This is a genomic window from Pseudarthrobacter sp. CC12, assembly GCF_039907755.1.
In the GTDB taxonomy this organism is placed as follows: domain Bacteria; phylum Actinomycetota; class Actinomycetes; order Actinomycetales; family Micrococcaceae; genus Arthrobacter; species Arthrobacter niigatensis.
Genome location: NZ_JARDJH010000015.1, coordinates 1 through 20,103, shown reverse-complemented (window position 1 = coordinate 20,103; position 20,103 = coordinate 1). Strand labels below are relative to the sequence as shown.

18 protein-coding genes are annotated in these 20,103 nt (G+C 67.2%); 6 read left to right on the top strand and 12 right to left on the bottom strand.

The features are described 5' to 3' along the window. The first annotated feature begins 120 nt into the window (after positions 1-120). Together PV772_RS12040 and PV772_RS12035 are read left to right on the top strand one after the other, a co-directional pair. Positions 121-1,755 carry a sensor histidine kinase gene (locus tag PV772_RS12040; protein WP_347886284.1) on the top strand — a complete coding sequence of 545 codons (1,635 nt, stop codon included), beginning with the start codon at positions 121-123 and terminating at the stop codon, positions 1,753-1,755. Continuing rightward, complete coding sequence (locus tag PV772_RS12035) at positions 1,752-2,465, top strand: response regulator (RefSeq protein ID WP_307361907.1); 714 nt, start codon at positions 1,752-1,754, stop codon at positions 2,463-2,465. The genes PV772_RS12040 and PV772_RS12035 overlap by 4 nt, the downstream gene beginning before the upstream one ends. Before the next feature lie 33 nt (positions 2,466-2,498). Here PV772_RS12035 and PV772_RS12030 read toward each other — a convergent pair whose 3' ends face one another. Continuing rightward, the gene (locus PV772_RS12030) at positions 2,499-4,400 is read right to left on the bottom strand and encodes a propionyl-CoA synthetase (protein WP_347886283.1); all 1,902 of its coding nucleotides are present in this window, start codon (positions 4,398-4,400) and stop codon (positions 2,499-2,501) included. Positions 4,401-4,572: 172 nt separating this feature from the next. On the opposite strand from PV772_RS12030, the gene PV772_RS12025 reads away from it, so the two are divergent. From PV772_RS12025 to PV772_RS12010, 4 genes are all read left to right on the top strand, one after another. Beyond that, positions 4,573-5,229 (top strand): GntR family transcriptional regulator, encoded by a 657-nt coding sequence (locus PV772_RS12025; protein WP_141181213.1) that lies wholly within the window; start codon positions 4,573-4,575, stop codon positions 5,227-5,229. After that, positions 5,222-6,742: an MmgE/PrpD family protein gene (locus tag PV772_RS12020; protein ID WP_347886282.1), complete on the top strand. Its 1,521-nt coding sequence runs from the start codon at positions 5,222-5,224 to the stop codon at positions 6,740-6,742. The genes PV772_RS12025 and PV772_RS12020 overlap by 8 nt, the downstream gene beginning before the upstream one ends. Continuing rightward, a complete protein-coding gene (gene prpB, locus PV772_RS12015) occupies positions 6,742-7,644 on the top strand; it encodes a methylisocitrate lyase (RefSeq protein WP_141160914.1) in 903 nt (300 codons plus the stop codon). Before PV772_RS12020 ends, prpB begins: the two co-directional genes overlap by 1 nt. Positions 7,645-7,718: 74 nt before the next feature. Next, the gene (locus PV772_RS12010) at positions 7,719-8,858 is read left to right on the top strand and encodes a bifunctional 2-methylcitrate synthase/citrate synthase (RefSeq protein ID WP_141160915.1); all 1,140 of its coding nucleotides are present in this window, start codon (positions 7,719-7,721) and stop codon (positions 8,856-8,858) included. Between the two features lie 63 nt (positions 8,859-8,921). Here the strand turns inward: PV772_RS12010 and PV772_RS12005 are convergent, their stop codons facing one another. The 11 genes from PV772_RS12005 to PV772_RS11955 all read right to left on the bottom strand — a co-directional run bounded on the left by PV772_RS12005 (position 8,922) and on the right by PV772_RS11955 (position 19,589). Then, positions 8,922-9,428: an 8-oxo-dGTP diphosphatase gene (locus PV772_RS12005; protein WP_141160916.1), complete on the bottom strand. Its 507-nt coding sequence runs from the start codon at positions 9,426-9,428 to the stop codon at positions 8,922-8,924. Positions 9,429-9,490: 62 nt separating this feature from the next. After that, a complete protein-coding gene (gene xerD, locus PV772_RS12000) occupies positions 9,491-10,528 on the bottom strand; it encodes a site-specific tyrosine recombinase XerD (RefSeq protein ID WP_210411252.1) in 1,038 nt (345 codons plus the stop codon). After that, entirely contained in the window at positions 10,528-11,187 is a 660-nt protein-coding gene (locus PV772_RS11995) for an NUDIX hydrolase (protein WP_141160917.1), read from the bottom strand. Before PV772_RS11995 ends, xerD begins: the two co-directional genes overlap by 1 nt. Before the next feature lie 25 nt (positions 11,188-11,212). After that, a complete protein-coding gene (locus tag PV772_RS11990; protein ID WP_307361891.1) occupies positions 11,213-12,988 on the bottom strand; it encodes a CTP synthase in 1,776 nt (591 codons plus the stop codon). Between the two features lie 28 nt (positions 12,989-13,016). Further along, the gene (gene recN / locus PV772_RS11985) at positions 13,017-14,756 is read right to left on the bottom strand and encodes a DNA repair protein RecN (RefSeq protein ID WP_347886281.1); all 1,740 of its coding nucleotides are present in this window, start codon (positions 14,754-14,756) and stop codon (positions 13,017-13,019) included. Between the two features lie 4 nt (positions 14,757-14,760). Next, positions 14,761-15,786 (bottom strand): NAD kinase, encoded by a 1,026-nt coding sequence (locus PV772_RS11980; RefSeq protein WP_141160919.1) that lies wholly within the window; start codon positions 15,784-15,786, stop codon positions 14,761-14,763. Between the two features lie 13 nt (positions 15,787-15,799). After that, on the bottom strand, positions 15,800-16,615 hold the full coding sequence (locus tag PV772_RS11975; protein ID WP_347886280.1) for a TlyA family RNA methyltransferase: 816 nt from the start codon (positions 16,613-16,615) through the stop codon (positions 15,800-15,802). Beyond that, positions 16,615-16,866, bottom strand: coding sequence for a hypothetical protein (locus tag PV772_RS11970; RefSeq protein ID WP_307361884.1), 252 nt, complete (start codon positions 16,864-16,866; stop codon positions 16,615-16,617). Before PV772_RS11970 ends, PV772_RS11975 begins: the two co-directional genes overlap by 1 nt. 9 nt (positions 16,867-16,875) lie before the next feature. Next, a complete protein-coding gene (locus tag PV772_RS11965; protein WP_141160922.1) occupies positions 16,876-17,865 on the bottom strand; it encodes an HAD-IIA family hydrolase in 990 nt (329 codons plus the stop codon). 6 nt (positions 17,866-17,871) lie between these two features. Continuing rightward, positions 17,872-18,765: a hypothetical protein gene (locus PV772_RS11960; protein ID WP_347886307.1), complete on the bottom strand. Its 894-nt coding sequence runs from the start codon at positions 18,763-18,765 to the stop codon at positions 17,872-17,874. Further along, positions 18,765-19,589 carry a hypothetical protein gene (locus PV772_RS11955; RefSeq protein ID WP_347886279.1) on the bottom strand — a complete coding sequence of 275 codons (825 nt, stop codon included), beginning with the start codon at positions 19,587-19,589 and terminating at the stop codon, positions 18,765-18,767. Before PV772_RS11955 ends, PV772_RS11960 begins: the two co-directional genes overlap by 1 nt. Positions 19,590-20,103: the final 514 nt, after the last annotated feature.

Sequence of the window (20,103 nt, the reverse complement as noted above, 5' to 3'; positions counted from 1 at the left end):
CGCAGTCTCTGGGCTCAACACGTCCGTACAATGTGATATCCATCATTGGGCACCCCGTGATCCAGCTCACCGTTGCGTTCATATTGGTCGCAGTAGTCCCGGGATTCAGATGGAGGCAGCATGATCCACCGCTGGAGTATCGCCCGCCGGCTCTTCCTGGCGAACCTGCTGATCGTCGTATCCTTCATTGCCATCGTGGGAACTGCAGCCTACGTGGATGCACGGGACCGTACGTATGACGAAGCGGGGCGCCGCATGGAGGGAGTGGCTGCCTCGATCGCCGCCAATCCCCTGGTGCTCCAGGCCGCTGCCACGCCGGACCCGTCCGCCCTGCTGCAGCCTTACGCCAAGGACGTCACCAGCGCCGCCCACATAGATTTCATCACCATCATGGCTCCGGACCGGACCCGCTGGACGCACCCCCGGGACGAGGAGCTGGGCCGGCCCTACATCGGCTCCATTGATGAAGCACTGCGCGGCCACACCTACACCGAAGTCACCGCCGGCACCCTTGGCCCTTCGGTCCGGACCATTGTTCCGGTCAAGGACGCGGGTGGAACGGTTAAGGCCCTGGTGGCGGCCGGGGTGACCGTCCGCAGCGTCGATGTTGCGTTTACCGGCCGCCTGCCAGTCCTGCTCGCCGTCGGCATTGCCTTGCTGGTGGGCGGATCCCTTGCGTCCTGGCTGCTGGGCAGGTACCTCCGCCGGGTGACGCGCGGCTGGGGGCCGGAGCAGCTGGCGCAGCTTTTCACCTACTACGAATCGGTCCTGCACTCGGTACGCGAAGGGCTGATCCTTATCGATGCCAGGAAGCGCGTGGTGATGTACAACGACCAGGCTGCCGAACTCCTTGGCCTGGCCGACACCGGCAGTAACGATCCCACCCAGCCCCCGTCGCTGGCGGACCTCCCGCTGGACAGCGAACTGCGCGCCCTGTTTGATTCCGGGCGCACCACCAAGGACGAGATGGTGCTGACCGGTTCGCGCGTGCTGGTGGTGAACCAGGGGCCGGCCCGTGGCCCCGAATCCCCCGGGGCGCGCGGGAAGGTTCCGGTCTACGGGACGGTGGCCACCCTCAGGGACCGGACGGAGATCGAGGCCCTCGGCAACGAACTGCAGACCATGCGCACGCTGTCCGACGCGCTGCGGGCCCAGACCCACGAACACGCCAACCGGCTTCACACCATGGTCTCGCTCCTGGAACTTGGCCGGACCGGGGAAGCACTCGATTTTGCCACCCGGGACCTGGCCTTGAGCCAGCAGCTGACGGACGACATGGTGAGCTCCATTGACGAACCCGTGGTGGGCGCACTGGTCATGGGCAAGGTGGCCGAGGCCCACGAGCGGGGCGTCCAGCTGGATGTCTCCACCCTGGGCTCCGGCGCGGCACCCGGGATTGCAGTGCAGGACCTGGTGACGATCCTGGGAAACCTGCTGGACAACGCCATCGATGCGGCCGCGGATGCGCCGCCGCCGCGGCGCGTGGTGCTGACGCTGGAGGCGGACGACGAGGGGCTGGACATCGCCGTGAATGATTCCGGGGCTCCCATCGACCCCGGGGATTCGGAAAAGATCTTCCGGCACGGATTCAGCACCAAGCCTGCAGGGGCGGGCGGCCGCGGCATTGGCCTGGCACTGGTCCGGCAGGCGGTGCAGCGTTTGGGCGGTACGCTGGCCACTAACGGCCGGCGCGGCGCCAAGTTCGAAGTATTCCTGCCTGCAGCGGTGTCCGCGGAGAAGGAGCACAGACAGTGAGCAGCATCCGGGTCCTCGTCGTCGAAGACGAGGCCATCGCTTCGGCGGCCCACGCCGCCTACGTGGGCCGGCTGGACGGTTTTGAGCTGGCGGGCACCGCCCCGGACGGCCAGTCCGCACTGCGGCTCCTGAACGAATTCGTTGCGGCGGGCAAGCCGGTGGAACTGGTCCTGCTGGACATGAACCTGCCCGACCTGCATGGCCTGGACATCGCCCGGCGGATGCGGTCGGCGGGGATCCTGGCGGACATCATCGCCATCACCGCCGTGCGTGAGCTGGCAATTGTCCGCAGCGCCGTTGCCATCGGTGTGGTCCAGTACCTGATCAAGCCGTTCACGTTCGCCACGTTCTCCGACAAGCTGGAGAACTACCGCCAGTTCCGGCAGCAACTGGCGGATCCGGGCAGCGGTCCCGGCAAGGGCGGCGCCTCGCAAAGCGAAGTGGACCAGGCGTTCGCCAGCCTGCGGGCGCCGTCGGAACTTCCGCTCCCGAAGGGCCTTTCCACCTCGACCCTCGGCTCGGTCCAGGAGTTCCTCCGGGGCCAGCCCGACGCAGTGTCCGCCACCGAGGTCATGGATTCGCTGGGCATGTCCCGGGTGACGGCGCGGCGCTACCTGGAGTATCTGGCCGACGCCGGCACGGTTTCCCGGACCGCCCGCTACGGAACCCCGGGACGGCCGGAAAACGAGTACCGCTGGAACGCCCGCTGACGAATTGCAGGGCTGGATTTCCCGGCGGTGCCGTCAGCCGGCGTCCGTCCCGCCCCGGAGGGCGCCGATCAGCTGGTCAATGACGCCCGGATCCTCGATGGTGGAGGGCACCGTATATTCGTCGCCGTCGGCGATCTGGCGCATGGTCGTGCGCAGGATCTTTCCGGACCGGGTCTTAGGCAGCGCGTCCACCACCGTCACATGCTTGAAGTCCGCCACGGCACCGATGTCCCGCCGAACCAGTGCCACCAGGTCCTTGGCCAGGACGTCTTCGGGGATGTCGACCCCGGATTTGAGCACCACGTAGCCGCTGGGGCGCTGGCCCTTGAGGGGGTCGGCGAGCCCGATCACGGCGCACTCGGCGACGGCAGGGTGCTGGCCGATCACCTGTTCCATGGCGCCGGTGGACAGCCGGTGGCCGGCAACGTTGATGATGTCGTCGGTGCGGCCCATGACGAACAGGTACCCGTCCTCATCGCGGTAGCCGGAATCGCCTGTGGCGTAGCAGCCGTCGAAAGCCTGGAGGTAGGACGAGATGAAACGTTCGTCGTTTCCCCACAGGGTGGCCAGGGTGCCCGGCGGAAGGGGCAGCCCCAGCACGATGTTGCCTTCGATCCCCGGTTCGACTTCCCCGCCCCCGCCGTCAAGGACCTGCAGCCGGAACCCTGGCATCGGAACGGTCGGGGAACCAGCCTTGATGGGCAGCGGCTCCAGTCCACGCGGATTGGCGCAAATGGCCCAGCCGGTCTCGGTTTGCCACCAATGGTCCACCACGGGCACGCCCAGGACCCGGGAGGCCCAGTGGAACGTGTCCGTGTCCAGCCGCTCGCCGGCGGCGAACAGCGTCCGCAGGCTGGAGACATCGTAGTTTCGCAGCAGCGATGCTTCAGGATCGGCCTTGCGGATGGCCCGCAGTGCCGTTGGTGCGGTGAACAGCACGTTGACCCGGTGGTCCTGCACCACGCGCCAGAACGCCCCGGCGTCGGGCGTGCCAACCGGCTTTCCTTCGTACATCACGGTGGTGGCCCCGGCCAGCAGCGGCCCATAGACGATGTAGGAATGCCCCACCACCCAGCCGACGTCCGACGCAGTCCACATGACGTCACCGGGGCCGATGTCGTAGATATTTTCCATGGTCCAGCGCAGGGCGACGGCGTGGCCGCCGTTGTCGCGAACCACCCCCTTGGGCGCGCCGGTGGTCCCGGAGGTGTACAGGATGTAGAGCGGGTCCGTGGCCTGCACGGCGACAGGGGCCACAGGCTCGGCCGAGTCCATGGCCGTGTCCCAGTCCAGCCAGCCGGCGTGGTCCGCAGCGGCCGACACGAAGCCGGCGCGTGCCTTGACCAGGACTGGGATGTCCGGCGCGCCGGCCAGCCCAAGGGCCTCGGCGACCGCCGGGAGGTACTCGATGCGCCGGGACGGTTCGATGCCGCCGGACGCGGTGACCACCGCAGCGGGCGCGGCATCGCGGATTCGCGCGGCAAGCTCCTTCGGTGCGAAGCCGCCAAAAACCACTGAGTGCACCGCACCAAGCCGGGCGGTGGCCAGCATGGCGATGGCAGCTTCCGGGATCATGGGCATGTAAATCACCACACGGTCTCCCTTGCCGACCCCGTGGCTCCGCAGCACGCCGGCAAAGCGTGCCACGAGGTCCGTCAGTTTCGCATACGTGTAGCGCTGCTGCGTTCCCAGCATGGCGGAGTCATGGATCAGGGCGTCCTGCCCTCCGCGGCCTTCTGCCACGTGCCGGTCCAGGGCGTTATAGCAGGTATTCAGGGCTCCGTCAGGGAACCAGCTGTACAGCGGCGCCCGGCTGGAGTCCAGGGCCCTGCCGGGCGGAGACGTCCAGGAGATTTTTTGCGCTGCCTCCAGCCAAAATTCTTCCGGCTGTTCGACACTGCGGCGGTAGCTGTCCCGGTAGCTGTTGGTGACCATGAGGTTATCCCGTCCACGACGTTGTGATGCTGCCCATGGTAGACGCCGGCAGGGCCAGCCGACAAGAGTTTTGTATACAGAGTCGTGCCCAGCTCCGCTATTTCTGAAAATTGCTGGCCTCTTTTCTTCGGCTGTGTATACACTGATGGTGTCACCGAGGAAAGAGGACACCATGCGAGCCAGCGACAAGGCCTACGCGGCACTGCGGGACGACATCATCGAATGGCGCCTTGCGCCCGGCACCGTCCTGGCCGAGGTGGAACAGTCCGAACGCCTTGGCGTCTCGCGCACACCGCTGCGGGAGGCGCTGGGCCGCCTCACGGCGGAAGGGCTCACGACGGCGGGCGGCCGCGGCGTCGTCGTCACCGACATCTCCCTGGAGGACATCGACGAACTGTTCGAACTGCGCCAAACCCTGGAGGGCAAGGCCGCGGCACTGGCTGCCCGGCGCGGGGATACCGCCACCTTTGAGCGCCTGCAGTGCGAACTGCTCAATGCCCCCGCGCTGATCAACGGCGGGGACCCCGCCCTGCATGATTACTACGAACTGGTGGGCAGGCTGGACACAGCCATCGACGCCGCCATCTCAAACTCCTACCTGGCCCAGGCCATGCGCAGCCTGCGCGTGCACCTGGTCCGGATCCGCCGGCTGGCCGCCGACGACGCCAACCGCCTGACCGCCGCGGCAGCCGAGCACGCCGCCATCGCGGAGGCCATCGCCGCCGGCAACCCGGCACTCGCCGAGGCGGCAACGATCGTCCACCTGCACCGCAGCCTCTCCCACGTCAAAGCGACCCACGCATCCCACCCGAAGGAGCACCATGGTTAAGGAACACCACGTCCGCGTCTACAAGAGCGAAGAAAACCTCCCCCGCGAGGACCAGCTTGCCTACAAGATCGCCCAGGTGGCGGCAGATCCCGTCGCCGTCACGGACGAAGTGACGGAGATGGTGATCAACCGCATCATCGACAACGCCTCGGTGGCCATCGCCTCACTGAACCGTGCTCCGATCGTCGCGGCCCGGGCCCAGGCCCTTACCCACGGTCCCAGCACCGGCGGCAAGGGCTCCAAGGTCTTCGGCATCGAGGAACGGGTTGCACCGGAATGGGCTGCCTGGGCAAACGGGGTAGCCGTCCGCGAACTCGACTACCACGACACTTTCCTGGCAGCCGAGTACTCCCACCCCGGTGACAACATTCCCCCGATCCTTGCCGTTGCCCAGCACGTTGGCGCCAGCGGCCACGACCTGGTCCGCGGCATCACCACCGGCTACGAGATCCAGGTCAACCTGGTCAAGGCGATCTGCCTGCACAAGCACAAGATCGACCACGTCGCGCACCTCGGTCCCTCGGCTGCCGCCGGTATCGGCACACTGCTGGGCCTCGACGTCGAAACCATCTTCCAGTCAGTGGGCCAGGCACTGCACACCACCACGGCGACCCGGCAGTCACGCAAGGGCGAGATCTCCACCTGGAAGGCCCACGCCCCGGCGCTCGCCGGCAAGATGGCCATCGAATCAGCCGACCGGGCCATGCGCGGCCAGACCTCACCGGTGCCGATCTACGAAGGCGAAGACGGCGTCATCGCCTGGTTGCTCGACGGTCCGGACGCGTCCTACCTGGTCCCGCTCCCCACCCCGGGCGAAGCCAAGCGTGCCATCCTGGACACCTACACCAAGGAACACTCCGCCGAGTACCAGGCGCAGGCCTGGATCGACCTGGCACGCAAGCTGCACCGTGAACATCCTGAGGTGACTGACCCGGCCAACGTCGAATCAGTCCTGATCAAGACCAGCCACCACACCCACTACGTGATCGGCTCCGGCGCCAACGACCCCCAGAAGTACAGCCCCACCGCCAGCCGGGAAACCTTGGACCACTCCATCCCGTACATCTTCACCGTTGCCCTGCAGGACGGCGCGTGGCACCACGTGGACTCCTACGCACCGGAACGCGCCGCACGGCCGGACACCGTGGAACTGTGGCACAAGGTGACCACGGAGGAGGACGCGGAGTGGACCCGGCGCTACCACTCCCTGGACATCGCAGAGAAGGCCTTCGGTGGTTCCGTGGAGATCACGCTGAAGGACGGTACGGTCATCACCGACCAGATCGCCGTCGCCGACGCCCACCCGCTGGGCGCCCGGCCGTTCGCCCGCGAACAGTACGTCAACAAGTTCCGCACCCTCGCCGCCGGGCTGGTGGAGGAGGCTGAAATCGAAAGGTTCCTCGCCGCCGTCGAACGCCTCCCCGAACTGGCCGCCGGCGAGCTGGACCAGCTGAACATCACTGCAGCGCCCGGGGTCATCGACCTGGCGGCGGCACCGAAGGGACTCTTCTGATGCTGTATTCGAAGACCACCCCCGAGCAGAAGCGGATCCGGTTCCGGGAACTGCTGTCCTCCGGCACCATCCAGCAGTTTCCGGGCGCGTTCAATCCGCTCTCCGCCCGGCTCATCGAGGAAAAGGGCTTCGCCGGGGTCTACATTTCCGGCGCGGTCCTTGCCAACGACCTTGGCCTGCCGGACATCGGCCTGACCACCCTGACCGAGGTAGCCACCCGGGCCGGGCAGATCGCCCGCATGACCGACCTGCCTTCGATCGTCGACGCCGACACCGGCTTCGGTGAGCCGATGAACGTGGCCCGCACGGTGCAGGAGCTGGAAAACGCCGGCCTGGCCGGCCTGCACATCGAGGACCAGTTCAACCCGAAGCGCTGCGGCCACCTGGACGGCAAGAACGTGGTGGACCTGGATACCGCCACCAAGCGGATCCGGGCCGCAGCGGATGCCCGCCGCGATCCGAACTTCCTCATCATGGCCCGCACCGACATCCGCGCCACCGATGGGCTGGAGGCGGCGCAGCAGCGGGCGAAAGCCCTGGTCGAAGCCGGCGCAGACGCGATCTTTCCCGAGGCCATGAAGGACCTCAGCGAGTTCAAGGCCATCAGGGACGCGGTGGATGTGCCGATCCTGGCCAACATGACCGAGTTCGGCAAGAGCGCACTGTTTACCGTGGATGAACTGGCCGGCGTGGGCGTCAACATGGTCATTTATCCGGTCACCCTGCTCCGTAGTGCCATGGGCGCTGCTGAGCGTACTCTGGAATCGATCAAATCCGACGGCACCCAGGAGGCACAGGTTCCAAGCATGCTGACCCGTGCCCGGCTCTACGACCTTGTTGACTACGAGGCCTACAACCACTTTGACACCGGGGTCTTCAACTTCCGGATCCCCGGAACCTGACATCCGCCCTGGCACCACACCGGAACGCCGGCACCTGCCGGACACCTGGCTTTAGGAACAAAGGAGTTTCAGCAATGGCTGAAAATGAGATCAAAAAGGGCCTCGCCGGCGTCGTGGTGGATTACACCGCCGTCTCCAAGGTCAACCCTGACACCAACTCCCTGCTCTACCGCGGGTACCCGGTCCAGGAGCTGGCCGCCCGGTGCAGCTTCGAGGAAGTGGCGTACCTGCTCTGGAACGGCGAATTGCCCACGACGGAGCAGTTGGCGGAGTTCACCGCGAGGGAACGCGCGGGCCGCGCCCTTGACCCGGTGGTCAAGCAGGTCATCGACGCCTTGCCGGTGACCTCGCACCCGATGGACGTCTGCCGGACCGCGGCCTCCGTGATGGGTGCCAGGCATCCGCAGGCAGAGGACTCCTCGCGCGAGGCCAACATGGCCAAGGCCGTTGACCTGTTCGCCGCCATGCCGGCAGTGGTGGCCTATGACCAGCGCCGCCGCCACGGCCAGGAGCTCGTGGAGCCGCGCGATGACCTGGGCTATTCGGCCAACTTCCTGTGGATGGCCTTCGGCGAGGAGCAGGTGCCGGAGGTGGTGGAGGCCTTCAACGTCTCGATGATCCTCTACGCCGAGCACTCCTTCAACGCATCCACGTTCACCGCCCGCGTCATCACCTCGACGCTTTCGGACCTGCATTCGGCAGTGACCGGAGCCATTGGTGCGCTCAAGGGACCGCTGCACGGCGGAGCGAACGAAGCTGTGATGCACACGTTCGACGAGATCGGCATCCGGCAGGAGGAGTCCCTCGAGGAGGCTGCGGCGCGGGCGAAGGCCTGGATGGAGGACGCCCTGGCGCAAAAGAAGAAGGTCATGGGCTTCGGCCACCGCGTCTACAAGCACGGCGATTCCCGGGTTCCCACCATGAAGGCCGCCCTGGACAAGATGATTGCCCACTACGGCCGCCCCGAACTGCTGGGCCTGTACAACGGCCTGGAAACTGCGATGGACGAGGCCAAGGCCATCAAACCGAACCTGGACTACCCGGCCGGGCCCACCTACCACCTGATGGGCTTCGACACCCCAACCTTCACTCCCCTGTTCGTGGCCAGCCGGATCACGGGCTGGACCGCGCACATCATGGAGCAGCTGGACGCCAACTCCCTGATCCGGCCGCTGAGCGAATACAACGGCGTGGAGGAACGGCACCTTCCCTAGCGCATGGCGTGGAACGCCCGACGGCGGGGCGGGCACTTTGGTGCCTGCCCCGCCGTCGGCGGTTTAGCTGTCCAGTGGGCGGCCCGCCTGGCCCAGGAGGCTGCGCGATGAGGCGACCGACTCATTGTCCGTGGCCATGGTGACCACCACGTTGACCTTCCGGCCTTCCAGCACCACCGGAAGCCAGTGGTCCGCGTCCTGCCACATCCGGTCCACGGGAAGGGTGTCCACGCGGAACCAGCCGGGGAGGATTTCGTCGCTGGGTTCCGGTTCGCCCTCCCAGGTGCGGGCAGTGAACAGGCTGGTTTCCATGTCCCACTCAGGCCGGGACGGGAAGACAAAGTGCACGCTGCCGGCATCACGGAGGTCTTCCTGCCGCAGGACCACACCGGTTTCTTCCAGGACTTCCCGCACCACGGCCTGCGCGTGCGACTCCCCCGGTTCCACATGGCCGCCAATGCCCACGATTTTGCCTTTGCCAAACCCTGTCTGCTTGAGCCCCAGAAGGACCTCGGAACCGTTCTCCCCATCACGGAGAAGGAAGCATAGGGTCACTGCGGCTGCGGTCATGGCTCCAGCTTAATGTCAGGGCGGGCGCCGGTGAGCGCGCCGGCCGTTCGCGTCCGCGGGTCCTAGCCCAGTGCCCGTGGGTGGGCCGCGGCGTAAATCTCGCGCAGCGTATCGGCGGTGACCAGGGTGTACACCTGGGTAGTGGTCACGGATGCGTGGCCCAGCAGTTCCTGCACCACGCGGACGTCCGCGCCGCCTTCCAGAAGGTGGGTGGCGAAGGAGTGGCGCAGCGTGTGCGGTGACACGTCGCGGGTGATGTTGGCTTTCTCCGCCGCCGCCTTCAGGATGGTCCAGGCACTCTGGCGGCTGATCCGCCCGCCGCGGGCATTGAGGAACAGCGCGGGCGTGCCCTTGCCTTTGGCGGCAAGCAGCGGACGCCCGCGGACCAGGTAGGCATCGAGTGCCCGGGCTCCGTAGGAGCCCAGCGGCACCAGGCGTTCCTTTGACCCCTTGCCGAACAGGCGGACGATCGCGGGCCCGGATCCCGGTTCGGCGAGGGAGATGTCGTCAACGTCCAGTCCCACCGCTTCGCTGATCCTGGCCCCGGTGGAGTATAGGAATTCAAGCAGGGCGCGGTCCCTCAGCCCGGTGGCGGTGTCAGTTCCTGCCGCTTCGAGGATGCGGGTCACTTCAGCGACGCTGATGGCTTTGGGGAGCCGCTTGCCGGCCATGGGCGGGTGTACCTCGCTGGCTGGATCCGCCGTGGTGTGGCCCTCCAGGGCCCAGAACTTGTGCAGGCCCCGGACGGCCACGACGGTCCGGGCGGCGGAACGCACGCCCAGGGCCGAGCCGCCGTCGGACCCGTCCGAGAGGGCACGGACGTACCCCGTCACATGGTGCCGGGTGATGTCACCGGGGCGTGTGCAGCCGGCTCCGGCGAGGTAGCGGGCGTACCTGGCCAGGTCCCGCCGGTAGGCTGCGAGCGTGTTCGCGGCCAGCCCGCGTTCGACGCCGAGGTGCTGGAGATAGTCGGTGATTCCACGGTCGATCGCGGCCGGGACGGGGTCCGGGGCGCCGCCTGCTGTTGCCCCGTCCGCTGAGGCGGCGTCCGGGGCCCGCTCGGCCTCCGGGACCGCTTCAGCCGATGGACCAGGCACCATCAGCGCTGGCTGGGGTGGGCGGGCCAGGGGGCGTCGGCGGGGCGGAGTCCCTCATAGCTGGAAGAACGGGCAGCGGCAGCGGCAAGGATCCCGACGACGGCGGAAGGGTTATGCAGGCGGCCGGCCAGGACGGAGGCCACGGCATCGTCCAGGCTGATCCAGTGGAATTCGATCTCCGCTTCCTCGTCCGTCCGCTCGTGGCGTTCGTGGTGCGGCACCTCGGTGAGGTCGCGGGCCAGGTAGATGCGGATGGCCTCGCTGGACGATCCGGGGGAATTGAAGACGTCGGCCAGGACGTTCCAGGTGCCTGCCGCCAGGTCCGCTTCTTCGGCGAGTTCCCGCGCCGCCCCCACCACGAAGTCCTCGCCTTCGACGTCCAGCAGGCCCGCGGGGACTTCCCAGAGGTCCATGCCAACGGGGTGCCGGTACTGCTTCAGCAGCAGGACCTGGCCTTCGTCATTCATGGGCAGGACAGCGACGGCGCCCGGGTGGTCGATGTAGTCGCGGGTGAGGGCGTCGCCGGACTCGGAGAGCTGGAAGGTGTCACTGACGACGTCCCAGATCCTGCCCTGGTAGACCTTCTCCGTGGACAAAAGACGGCGCGGGCTTGGTGCATCCGAAACCTGTTTGGCAGGGGTGGCTTCAGGTGTACCAGGCATCGCGCCGTCCTTTTTGCTCTGTTGACTACTTAGCGGTAACGCTACCCGATACTGCAGGCTCCTCCGCCGCGGGGGCAGCCGTGTCGGCAGTGGCCTGCTGGCCCGCGCCCTGGTGGTCCAGGGCAGCCTTGATCAGGCCGGTGAACAGCGGGTGCGGGCGGGTGGGCCGCGAGCTCAGCTCGGGGTGCGCCTGCGTTGCGACGTAGTACGGGTGGACGTCGGCAGGCAGCTCAACGAATTCGACGAGCTTGCCGTCCGGGGAGGTGCCGGAGAAAACCAGGCCCTTCCCGGCAATCTGCTCGCGGTACTTGTTGTTGACCTCGTAGCGGTGCCGGTGGCGTTCGCTGACCGTGGTCTTGCCGTAGGTGCCGGCGATGACCGAGCCCTCGGCCAGCTTGGCTTCGTAGAGTCCGAGGCGCATGGTGCCGCCGAGGTCGCCGCGGCCTTCGACGAACTCCAGCTGCTCTTCCATGGTGGCGATGACCGGGTACTTGGAATCCGGCTCGAACTCGCTTGAGGAGGCACCTTCCAGGCCCACCACGTTGCGGGCGTACTCGATGACCATGCACTGCAGGCCAAGGCACAGGCCCAGCACAGGCAGCTTGGTTTCGCGGGCGAACTTCAGGGCACCGAGCTTGCCTTCGAGGCCGCGGATGCCGAAGCCGCCCGGCACGCAGATGGCGTCCACGCCGTCGAGCGCCTTGATGGCACCCTCCCGGGTTTCGCACTCGTCTGAGGGAACCCACCGGATCTTGACCTTGGCCTCGTTGGCGAAGCCGCCGGCGCGGAGGGCCTCCGTGACCGAGAGATAGGCATCCGGAAGGTCGATGTACTTGCCCACCAGCGCGATTTCCACCTGGTGCTTGGGGTTGTGGACGGCCTCCAGGAGGCGGTCCCAGCTGGTCCAGTCCACGTCCTTGAACGGCAGGTCCAGGGCACGGACGATGTAGGAGTCCAGGCCCTGGGAGTGCAGCGTCTTGGGGATGTCGTAGATGCTGGGAGCGTCCGGGCAGCCGATGACTGCTTCGAGGTCGACGTCGCACATGCGGCCGATCTTGGCGCGCATGGCCTCGGGGATCTCGCGGTCGGACCGGATCACGATGGCTTCGGGCTGGATGCCGATGGAGCGCAGCGCTGCCACCGAGTGCTGCGTGGGCTTGGTCTTCAGTTCCTGCGACGGTCCGATGTACGGGACCAGCGAGACGTGCACGAAGAAGACGTTGCCGCGGCCAACATCCTGGCGGACCTGGCGGGCCGACTCGAGGAACGGCTGGGACTCGATGTCGCCAACGGTGCCGCCGATTTCGGTAATGATCACGTCCGGGGCGTTCTTGCCCTCGGCGGGCAGCCGCATGCGGCGCTTGATCTCGTCCGTGATGTGCGGAATGACCTGGACGGTGTCGCCGAGGTATTCGCCGCGCCGTTCCTTGGCGATCACAGTGGAGTAGACCTGCCCGGTGGTCACGTTGGCCGAACCTTCGAGGTTTTCGTCAAGGAAGCGCTCGTAGTGCCCGATGTCCAGGTCCGTCTCGGCGCCGTCGTCCGTGACGAAGACCTCACCGTGCTGGAAGGGGTTCATCGTGCCCGGATCCACGTTCAGGTAGGGATCGAGCTTCTGCATCGTGACGGACAGGCCGCGGGCCCGGAGCAGGTGACCGAGGCTGGATGCCGTCAGTCCCTTGCCGAGGGAGGATGCCACACCGCCGGTGACGAAGATGTGCTTAGTCATCTTGGAGGAGCCCGGGAACCGGGAATTTACACGGGAATTTGATCGCTGCACCACGGAATTCGAGCCTATCATCAATTGCGCCGTCCCGTGGCTGTTCCCGTCAGGCCCGCTGCGGCAGGAGCTTGGCGTCGTCCAGCAATTCCTGGGCGTGCGCCCGGGCGGACTCGGAGTCCTCCTGGCCGGCCAGCATGCGGGCGAGTTCACGCACGCGTTCCGGGCCGTCAAGGAGGCGGACGTCACTGGAGGTGAATCCGGTGGCGGTGCCCCCGTCGGCTCCCCTGGTGGACGTCTTGGTCACGGTGATGTGCTGGTCCGCAAAGGCAGCAACCTGGGGAAGGTGGGTGACCACCAGAACCTGCACGTGCTGCGCCAGCATGGCCAGGCGGCGGCCGATCTCGACGGCGGCGCGTCCGCCCACACCGGCATCCACCTCGTCGAACACAAACGTGGGAACGGGGTCGACGGCCGCCAGCACCACTTCGATGGCCAGCATCACGCGGGACAACTCACCGCCGGACGCGCCCTTGCCCAGCGGACGGGCCGGGGCACCGGAGTGCGGCTGCAGCAGGAAGCTGATGTCGTCCGCACCGTGCGGACCCAGCTGCCCGGCGGGCTCGAGGTTGATCACCAGGGTGGCGTCTGCCATGGCCAGCGCCTTCAGCTCGGCGCTGACCCGGGAAGAAAGGTCCTTGGCCGCCTTGGTGCGGATCTTGCTGATGGCTGCGGACTGCTTGGTCAGTTCCGCTTCGGCGCGGACCACGTCCGCGTCCAGGGCCTCGATGCGGGAGGAGTCGTCCTGCAGTTCGTCGTACCGGACGCGCGCGGTTTCGGCCCACGCCAGCACCTCATCGATGGTGGGGGCATACTTGCGGACCAGCTTGGCCAATGCTGCCCGGCGGTCCTCGATTTCGGCGAGCCGTTCCGGCCCCTCGGTGTCCAGGCCGGCCTGGTAACTGGCCAGTTCGGTGGCGATGTCGTTGAGCAGGAAGCCAACTTCCGCCAGCCGGGCTGCCGCCGAGCCGAGTTCGGCGTCGTGCTCGGCCACATGCTCCAGGGTGCGTTTGGCGGAGTCCACCAGGGTGGTGGCGTCACCGGTTTCGCCGAAGTCCTCGGCGATGAGGGCCTGGTAGGCCGTGCTGGCCGCGATCCGGAGCTCCTCCACGTTGGCCAGCTTGACGGCCTCCGCCTTCAGGAGCTCGTCCTCCCCCGGCTGCGGATCCACCTCGTCTATTTCGGCGAGGGCTGCCTCCAGGGATTCTGCCTCGCGCAGCCTGTCCCGCGCGGCGCTCCGCAGGCTGTCCAGTTCTGCCTGGTTGGCCTTCCACCGGCTGTACAGCTCCTGGTACGCGGCCAGGGGGCCGGCGAGGTGGTCGCCGGCGAACTTGTCCAGGGCTTCCCGCTGGGCTGTGGCGCTTTTGAGCCGGATCTGGTCCGACTGGCCGTGCACCACCACCAATGATTCGCCGATTTCGGCCAGGACGCCCACCGGGGCAGCCCGCCCACCGAGGAAGGCGCGGCTGCGCCCGTCGGCACCCAGGCGGCGGGCCAGGATCAGCTCGGCGCCGCCGTCGAACTCTTCCGTGTCGGCGCCGGCGTCAAGGGCCCGGGCAATGGCCGGGTGCCCGGCGTCGAGCTTGAGCACCGCTTCCGCGGTGGCACTTTTCGCGCCGCTCCGAACGGCTCCGGCGTCAGAGCGCGCCCCCAGCAACAGTCCGACGGCGGTGACCACCATCGTCTTGCCCGCGCCGGTTTCACCGGTCACCACGCTCAGTCCCGGGCCGAGCGGGAGCGTTGCATCGGTGATGACGCCGAGGTCGCGGATTCTCAGTTCTTCAAGCATGGATTCACTTCGCAGTCGACGGATCGGGATCGCTGCCGGGGTTCTCCGCATTCGGGACCGGCAGCGGCGGCATGGGCCGGGGCGTCCGCACAATGGGGATGGGGCCGGTGTGCACGGCATCGGACTTGGGGACCGGGCCGCGCCAGCCGTGGATGGGCAGCTCGAACTTGCGGACCAGCCGTGCCGAAAAGGGCGTCTGGTGGGTGCGGGCCAGGCGGACCGGGGTGGCCGACTTGGTCACTTCCACCCGCGCGCCCGGCGGCAGGTCCACGGAGCGCCGGCCGTCGCACCACAGCACCCCCTGGGCGTCGGTGCGGCCCAGCACCTCGACGGCGAGCCTGGACCTGGGCGACACGACAAGGGGCTTGGCGAAGAGCGCGTGGGCACTGATCGGCACGATCACCAGAGCCTCCACCTCCGGCCAGACCACGGGTCCACCGGCGGAGAACGCGTAAGCCGTGGAGCCCGTGGGGGTGGCCAGCACAATGCCGTCGGAGCCAAAGGACGTCAGCGGGCGCTCGTCCACTTCCGTGACGACTTCCAGCATGCGTTCCCGGTTGGCTTTTTCGATGGCGGCTTCGTTTAAAGCCCAGGTGTGCCAAATCTTCTGGCCGCGGACCCAGACCTGGACATCGATGGTCATGCGCTCTTCGACGGTGTACTCCCGGCTGGCAATCCATTCGACGGTCTGGGCAAGGTCCGCCCGCTCACTTTCCGCCAGGAAGCCCACGTGGCCCAGGTTCACGCCCAGCAACGGCACATCCACCTCGCGCACCAGCTCCGCGGCGCGCAGGATGGTTCCATCGCCGCCAAGGACCATGACAAGTTCCACGTCGGGCAGCTGGACATGGTCGTGGAGCACCTCCACCGGCTGGGCCAGGTGGCCGAAGAACCGTTCCATGTCGCCCAGCTCGGACTCCTGCATCACCGGGACCATGCCGGACGCATGCAGCAGGGCGCAGGCTTCCCAGGCGGCCTTCAGTGACTCCTCGCGGCCGGTGTGGGCAAGGACCAGTACACGCCTGCTCATCAGGTTCCGCTCTCTAGTGGTTAGGCCAGATTTGTCCGAGCAAGGCAGCGGCTGCCGCCTCTCGCTCTTCGATCTTAGGCAAGTCTTGGGTGATCCTGCGTTTTATCCACAGGAAGTATTCGACGTTTCCGTCCTGCCCGGGCAGCGGACTGGCCGCCAGGCCGCACAGGTCCAGGCCGGCGTCGAGCGCTGCCCTGGCCACCTTCTCCACGGCCATCCGCCGCTCACGCTCCGAGGTGACCACGCCGGTGCGGCCCAGGCGGTCCTTGCCGATCTCGAATTGCGGCTTGACCATCAGCACCAGGTCGCCCCCGGGCCCGGTGCAGTCAGCCAGGGGCTGAACCACGAGGGTGAGGGAGATGAAGGAAAGGTCGGCGACGGTCAGGGCCGCGGGGCCGCCGATATCGGCGGGCGCCATGTACCGGACGTTCATGCCCTCGCGGACTTCCACGCGCGGGTCGTCCCGGAGGTGCGGCACCAGCTGGCCGTGCCCGACGTCGACCGCCACCACGTGCGCGGCCCCCCGCCTCAGCAGGACGTCCGTGAAGCCACCGGTGGAGGCACCGGCGTCAAGGCACCGTTTGCCTTGGGCCGAAACGCCGGGGAACGCGTCCAGGGCGCCGGCCAGCTTGTGCCCGGCACGGCTGGCGTAGGCGTCCTGCTCATCGTGCTCGACGGCCAGGTCCCTGCTCTCGTCAACCTGCAGGGATGCCTTGCCAAGGACCTGGCCACCGGAACTCACTTTGCCTTCGGCGATCAGCGAGGCTGCATGCGTTCGCGACCTGGCCAGCCCGCGGGCCACCAGGGCCTGGTCGAGGCGTACCGGCATCAGGCGGCCCCGCCATCCGGCCCAGTGCCTGGGAAAGCAACGTCTGCGGGATCGCTGTTGAGCGCGGCGAGCAGGTCATCGTGAAGCAGGTTGTAGACGGACTCGTGGTCCGCTGCGGGAAGCCCGGGCAGGTCCAGGAGCCGGGCGACGGACTGCGCCACCTGCGGATCCGTTAGGTCCTGCCGGTCGGCCTGCGGCCATTCCGGTGCCGGCTGGATTGTCGGGTCTTCCGGTTCAGTCAGCTCGGTCATGGAACCAGTCTAGTGATCCAGCCACACCAGCTTGGGCGCCTGCGGGGCTGCGGCGTCAGGCGTCGCGGCCCACCAGGCGGCACACGCCGCCCGCCACGAGTCCAGGTTGTCCTGGCCGCCAATGATGCCCACGGCTCCGTTGGCCACGCGCGCCGTTGACTGCCCGCAGGTGTAGGTGCCGTCGTCGTGCGTCACGTCCGGATATGGACGGTGAAGGTCGGCAAGGTTCGCAATGATGTATTCGGGGCGTTCCGCCGCCCTGGCCGCCAGGATGGTTTCGCGCGTGTCGACCCCGGTCAGGACCGCTACCGTGGCGAAACCGGCGTTATTGCCGCCCAGGATGTCCGTGTCCAGCCGGTCGCCAACCACCAGGGGACGCTCGGCCCCGAGGCGCTTGGCTGCCGAATGGAACAGCGGCGCCTCCGGCTTGCCCGCAACCCGGGGCTGCTGGCCGGTGGCTGCGGCGACTGCGGCGACCAGGGTGCCGTTTCCCGGCGCTATGCCGCGCGCCTGCGGGATGGACATGTCCGTGTTGGTTGCCACCCAGAGGGCACCGGCATTGACCACATAGGTGGCTTCGGCCAGGTCCTTCCATCCGATGGCGGGGCTGAACCCCTGGACCACGGCGACCGGGTCCTCATCCTGCCCGGCTACCGGTACCAGGCCCACCAGCTCAATTTCCCGGGCCAGGGCCGGGCTGCCAGTGATAAGGATCCTGGACCCGGGCGCGAGCATCGAGGCAAGCAGCTCGGCCGCCGCCTGGGACGAACTCACCACCTGGTTGTCCTCTGCGGGTGCACCAAGCTCACGGAGATGCGCTGCCACGTCCGCAGGTGACCGGGATGCGTTGTTGGTGACATAGCCCAGTCCGATGCCCAGCCCCGAAAGCTGCTTCAGCGACTCAACAGCTCCGGGAATGGCGTGGGGACCGGCGTAAACCACGCCGTCCAGGTCGGCAAGGAGTGCATCGAAGCGGGAAACCAGGGAAACATCGCTCATCTGTGTTCAGTCTTCCCGGCGCTCTTCGTCATGTCCTACGCCTGCGTTGTCCTCCGCATGGGCATCGTCATCGTTGGAGTCGTCAGCGTCGTCGCCGCCGGCGGGCACGGAGTGGAACTCGTCGTGTTCTACCGAGTCCTGGTCCGATTCTGCGTCGTCGGAAACGAAGTAGTCGGCATCCTGGTCGTCGATGCTGCTGTCTTGCGAGGACTTCGCCTCGGCTGCGCGGGCGCTCCTGGCAGCTGCTTCCGTGGAACCTGCTGCGGGCGTTTCGGCCCCAGCGCCCTTGGAGGCCCGGTCCAGCAACCGCCGGCGTTCTGCCTCTTCCCGGGCTTCCTCTTCCTCGTCCCAGCCGAGGTCGATGATTTCGGGTTCTTCGTCAGCGCCCAGGCCCAGGGCATTTTCTGCCACGACGGCCTGCCGGCTCCACTTCTGCGACTCGTCTTCGCGTCCCACCGCAGCCAGCGCATCGGCATAGGCGCGGAAGAGGCGCGGGCTGTAGGAGAACGCGCGGTTCATGTCCAGCTGCGGGATTTCAAGTTCGGCTACTGCCGCGTCAAGCTGGCCCAGGTCGGTGCGTGCCCCGGCAGCGACAATTGCCAGCTCTACCTTGCCGGGAGCATCCAGGTCCTGGGCTTCCTCCGAGCGGGCTACGTCGAGGGCGCGGTCCGGGCGGCCCAGGCCACGTTCGCAGTCGGCCATGACGGGCAGGTGAACGTTGGAGCCGCTGATACGGCGGAAGGTGCGGAACTCGCGCAGCGCCTCACCATAGTGGCCGGCTGCGTAGGCCGTGAGGCCCACGGCTTCGCGGACAGCGGCGAGCCTGCCCCCACGACGGCTGGCGGCGAGTGCGTGCTGGAATGCCAGCTCCGGCTCGTCGTCAATGAGGCGGCCGGCCATCACCAGGTGGCGTGCCACCCACTCTGAGCTTTTGGCTTCAAGTGTCTTGATCTGGTGCTGCGTGGCGCGGTCCAGTTCCTTGCCCGTGACGTCTTCATCAATTTCGGGGGAACGTTCCCGGTCCGGACGGTTGGCGCTGCGGAGGTCGGCAGCGTTGGGCACGCGGACAGGACGGTCTTCCTGCCGGTCGCGGCCAAAGCTGTGGGGTCCGGAGCCACGGCCTGACTCGGCGCGGGAATCACCACGGTCGAAGCTGCGGGGTGCGCGATCCTGCCGGTCCCCGAACGGCTTGCGGTTTTCACCGCCACCAAAACCACGGCGGTCACCCTCACCGTCACGGCGCGGACGGTCACCGAACGGCTTACGGTCACGATCACCGCCACCAAAACCGCGACGGTCACCCTCACCATCGCGGCGCGGACGGTCACCAAACGGCTTCCGATCACGATCACCGAACGGCTTACGCTCGCCACCACCGGCACCGCCACCAAAACCGCGACGGTCACCCTCACCCTCGCGACGCGGACGATCACCAAACGGCTTACGATCACGATCACCGAACGGCTTACGCTCGCCACCACCGGCACCGCCACCAAAACCGCGACGGTCACCCTCACCATCACGGCGCGGACGATCACCAAACGGCTTACGATCACGATCACCGAACGGCTTACGCTCGCCACCACCGGCACCGCCACCAAAACCACGGCGGTCACCCTCACCATCACGGCGCGGACGATCACCAAACGGCTTACGATCACGATCACCGAACGGCTTACGCTCGCCACCACCGGAAGAGCCGCCGCGCGAGAAATTGTTGCCATCGCGGTCGGAGCGGGACCGGAATCCACGCGGGTCGCCGCCGGAGTTGTTGTTGCCGCGGAACGCGCCCCGGTCGTTGCCTCGGTTGCCACCGTTATGCTCGGCCATTTGGATTCCTCCTGTTGTGAGCCGACCACTGGCGCAACTGCAGCCGCTCTTTTCGTTTCCTACGCAACCCGATATCAAGCGCTTCGAAGTCCGTACATCTTCATCAATTCTAGTGGAGCCACCAAATCCCCCCGGACAGAGCGGGCCCTGGGAGCGGTATCGTGGCCATCTTCACAACGGCGACAGCCTGCGGTAGCCGCTGCCCGCTGCAACCGAGCCGCCGGCCATGGGCTCCGCCCGCCGGACGTCGTTGGTGTCTCCTGGTGGTGTTTGGTGTTTAAATGTGGGAGGCCCCAACCGTGTGGTTGGGGCCTCGACCATTAATAGTTGTTCCGGCGGTGACCTACTCTCCCACACCCTCCCGGGTGCAGTACCATCGGCGCTGTGGGTCTTAGCTTCCGGGTTCGG

Coding starts and splice junctions, on each gene's coding strand:
- PV772_RS12040 (WP_347886284.1), top strand. CDS start 121: ATGATCCACCGCTGGAGTATCGCCCGCCGGCTCTTCCTGGCGAACCTG.
- PV772_RS12030 (WP_347886283.1), bottom strand. CDS start 4,400: ATGGTCACCAACAGCTACCGGGACAGCTACCGCCGCAGTGTCGAACAG.
- PV772_RS12025 (WP_141181213.1), top strand. CDS start 4,573: ATGCGAGCCAGCGACAAGGCCTACGCGGCACTGCGGGACGACATCATC.
- PV772_RS12020 (WP_347886282.1), top strand. CDS start 5,222: ATGGTTAAGGAACACCACGTCCGCGTCTACAAGAGCGAAGAAAACCTC.
- prpB (WP_141160914.1), top strand. CDS start 6,742: ATGCTGTATTCGAAGACCACCCCCGAGCAGAAGCGGATCCGGTTCCGG.
- PV772_RS12010 (WP_141160915.1), top strand. CDS start 7,719: ATGGCTGAAAATGAGATCAAAAAGGGCCTCGCCGGCGTCGTGGTGGAT.
- PV772_RS12005 (WP_141160916.1), bottom strand. CDS start 9,428: ATGACCGCAGCCGCAGTGACCCTATGCTTCCTTCTCCGTGATGGGGAG.
- xerD (WP_210411252.1), bottom strand. CDS start 10,528: ATGGTGCCTGGTCCATCGGCTGAAGCGGTCCCGGAGGCCGAGCGGGCC.
- PV772_RS11995 (WP_141160917.1), bottom strand. CDS start 11,187: ATGCCTGGTACACCTGAAGCCACCCCTGCCAAACAGGTTTCGGATGCA.
- PV772_RS11990 (WP_307361891.1), bottom strand. CDS start 12,988: ATGATAGGCTCGAATTCCGTGGTGCAGCGATCAAATTCCCGTGTAAAT.
- recN (WP_347886281.1), bottom strand. CDS start 14,756: ATGCTTGAAGAACTGAGAATCCGCGACCTCGGCGTCATCACCGATGCA.
- PV772_RS11980 (WP_141160919.1), bottom strand. CDS start 15,786: ATGAGCAGGCGTGTACTGGTCCTTGCCCACACCGGCCGCGAGGAGTCA.
- PV772_RS11975 (WP_347886280.1), bottom strand. CDS start 16,615: ATGCCGGTACGCCTCGACCAGGCCCTGGTGGCCCGCGGGCTGGCCAGG.
- PV772_RS11970 (WP_307361884.1), bottom strand. CDS start 16,866: ATGACCGAGCTGACTGAACCGGAAGACCCGACAATCCAGCCGGCACCG.
- PV772_RS11965 (WP_141160922.1), bottom strand. CDS start 17,865: ATGAGCGATGTTTCCCTGGTTTCCCGCTTCGATGCACTCCTTGCCGAC.
- PV772_RS11960 (WP_347886307.1), bottom strand. CDS start 18,765: ATGGCCGGCCGCCTCATTGACGACGAGCCGGAGCTGGCATTCCAGCAC.
- PV772_RS11955 (WP_347886279.1), bottom strand. CDS start 19,589: ATGGCAACAATTTCTCGCGCGGCGGCTCTTCCGGTGGTGGCGAGCGTA.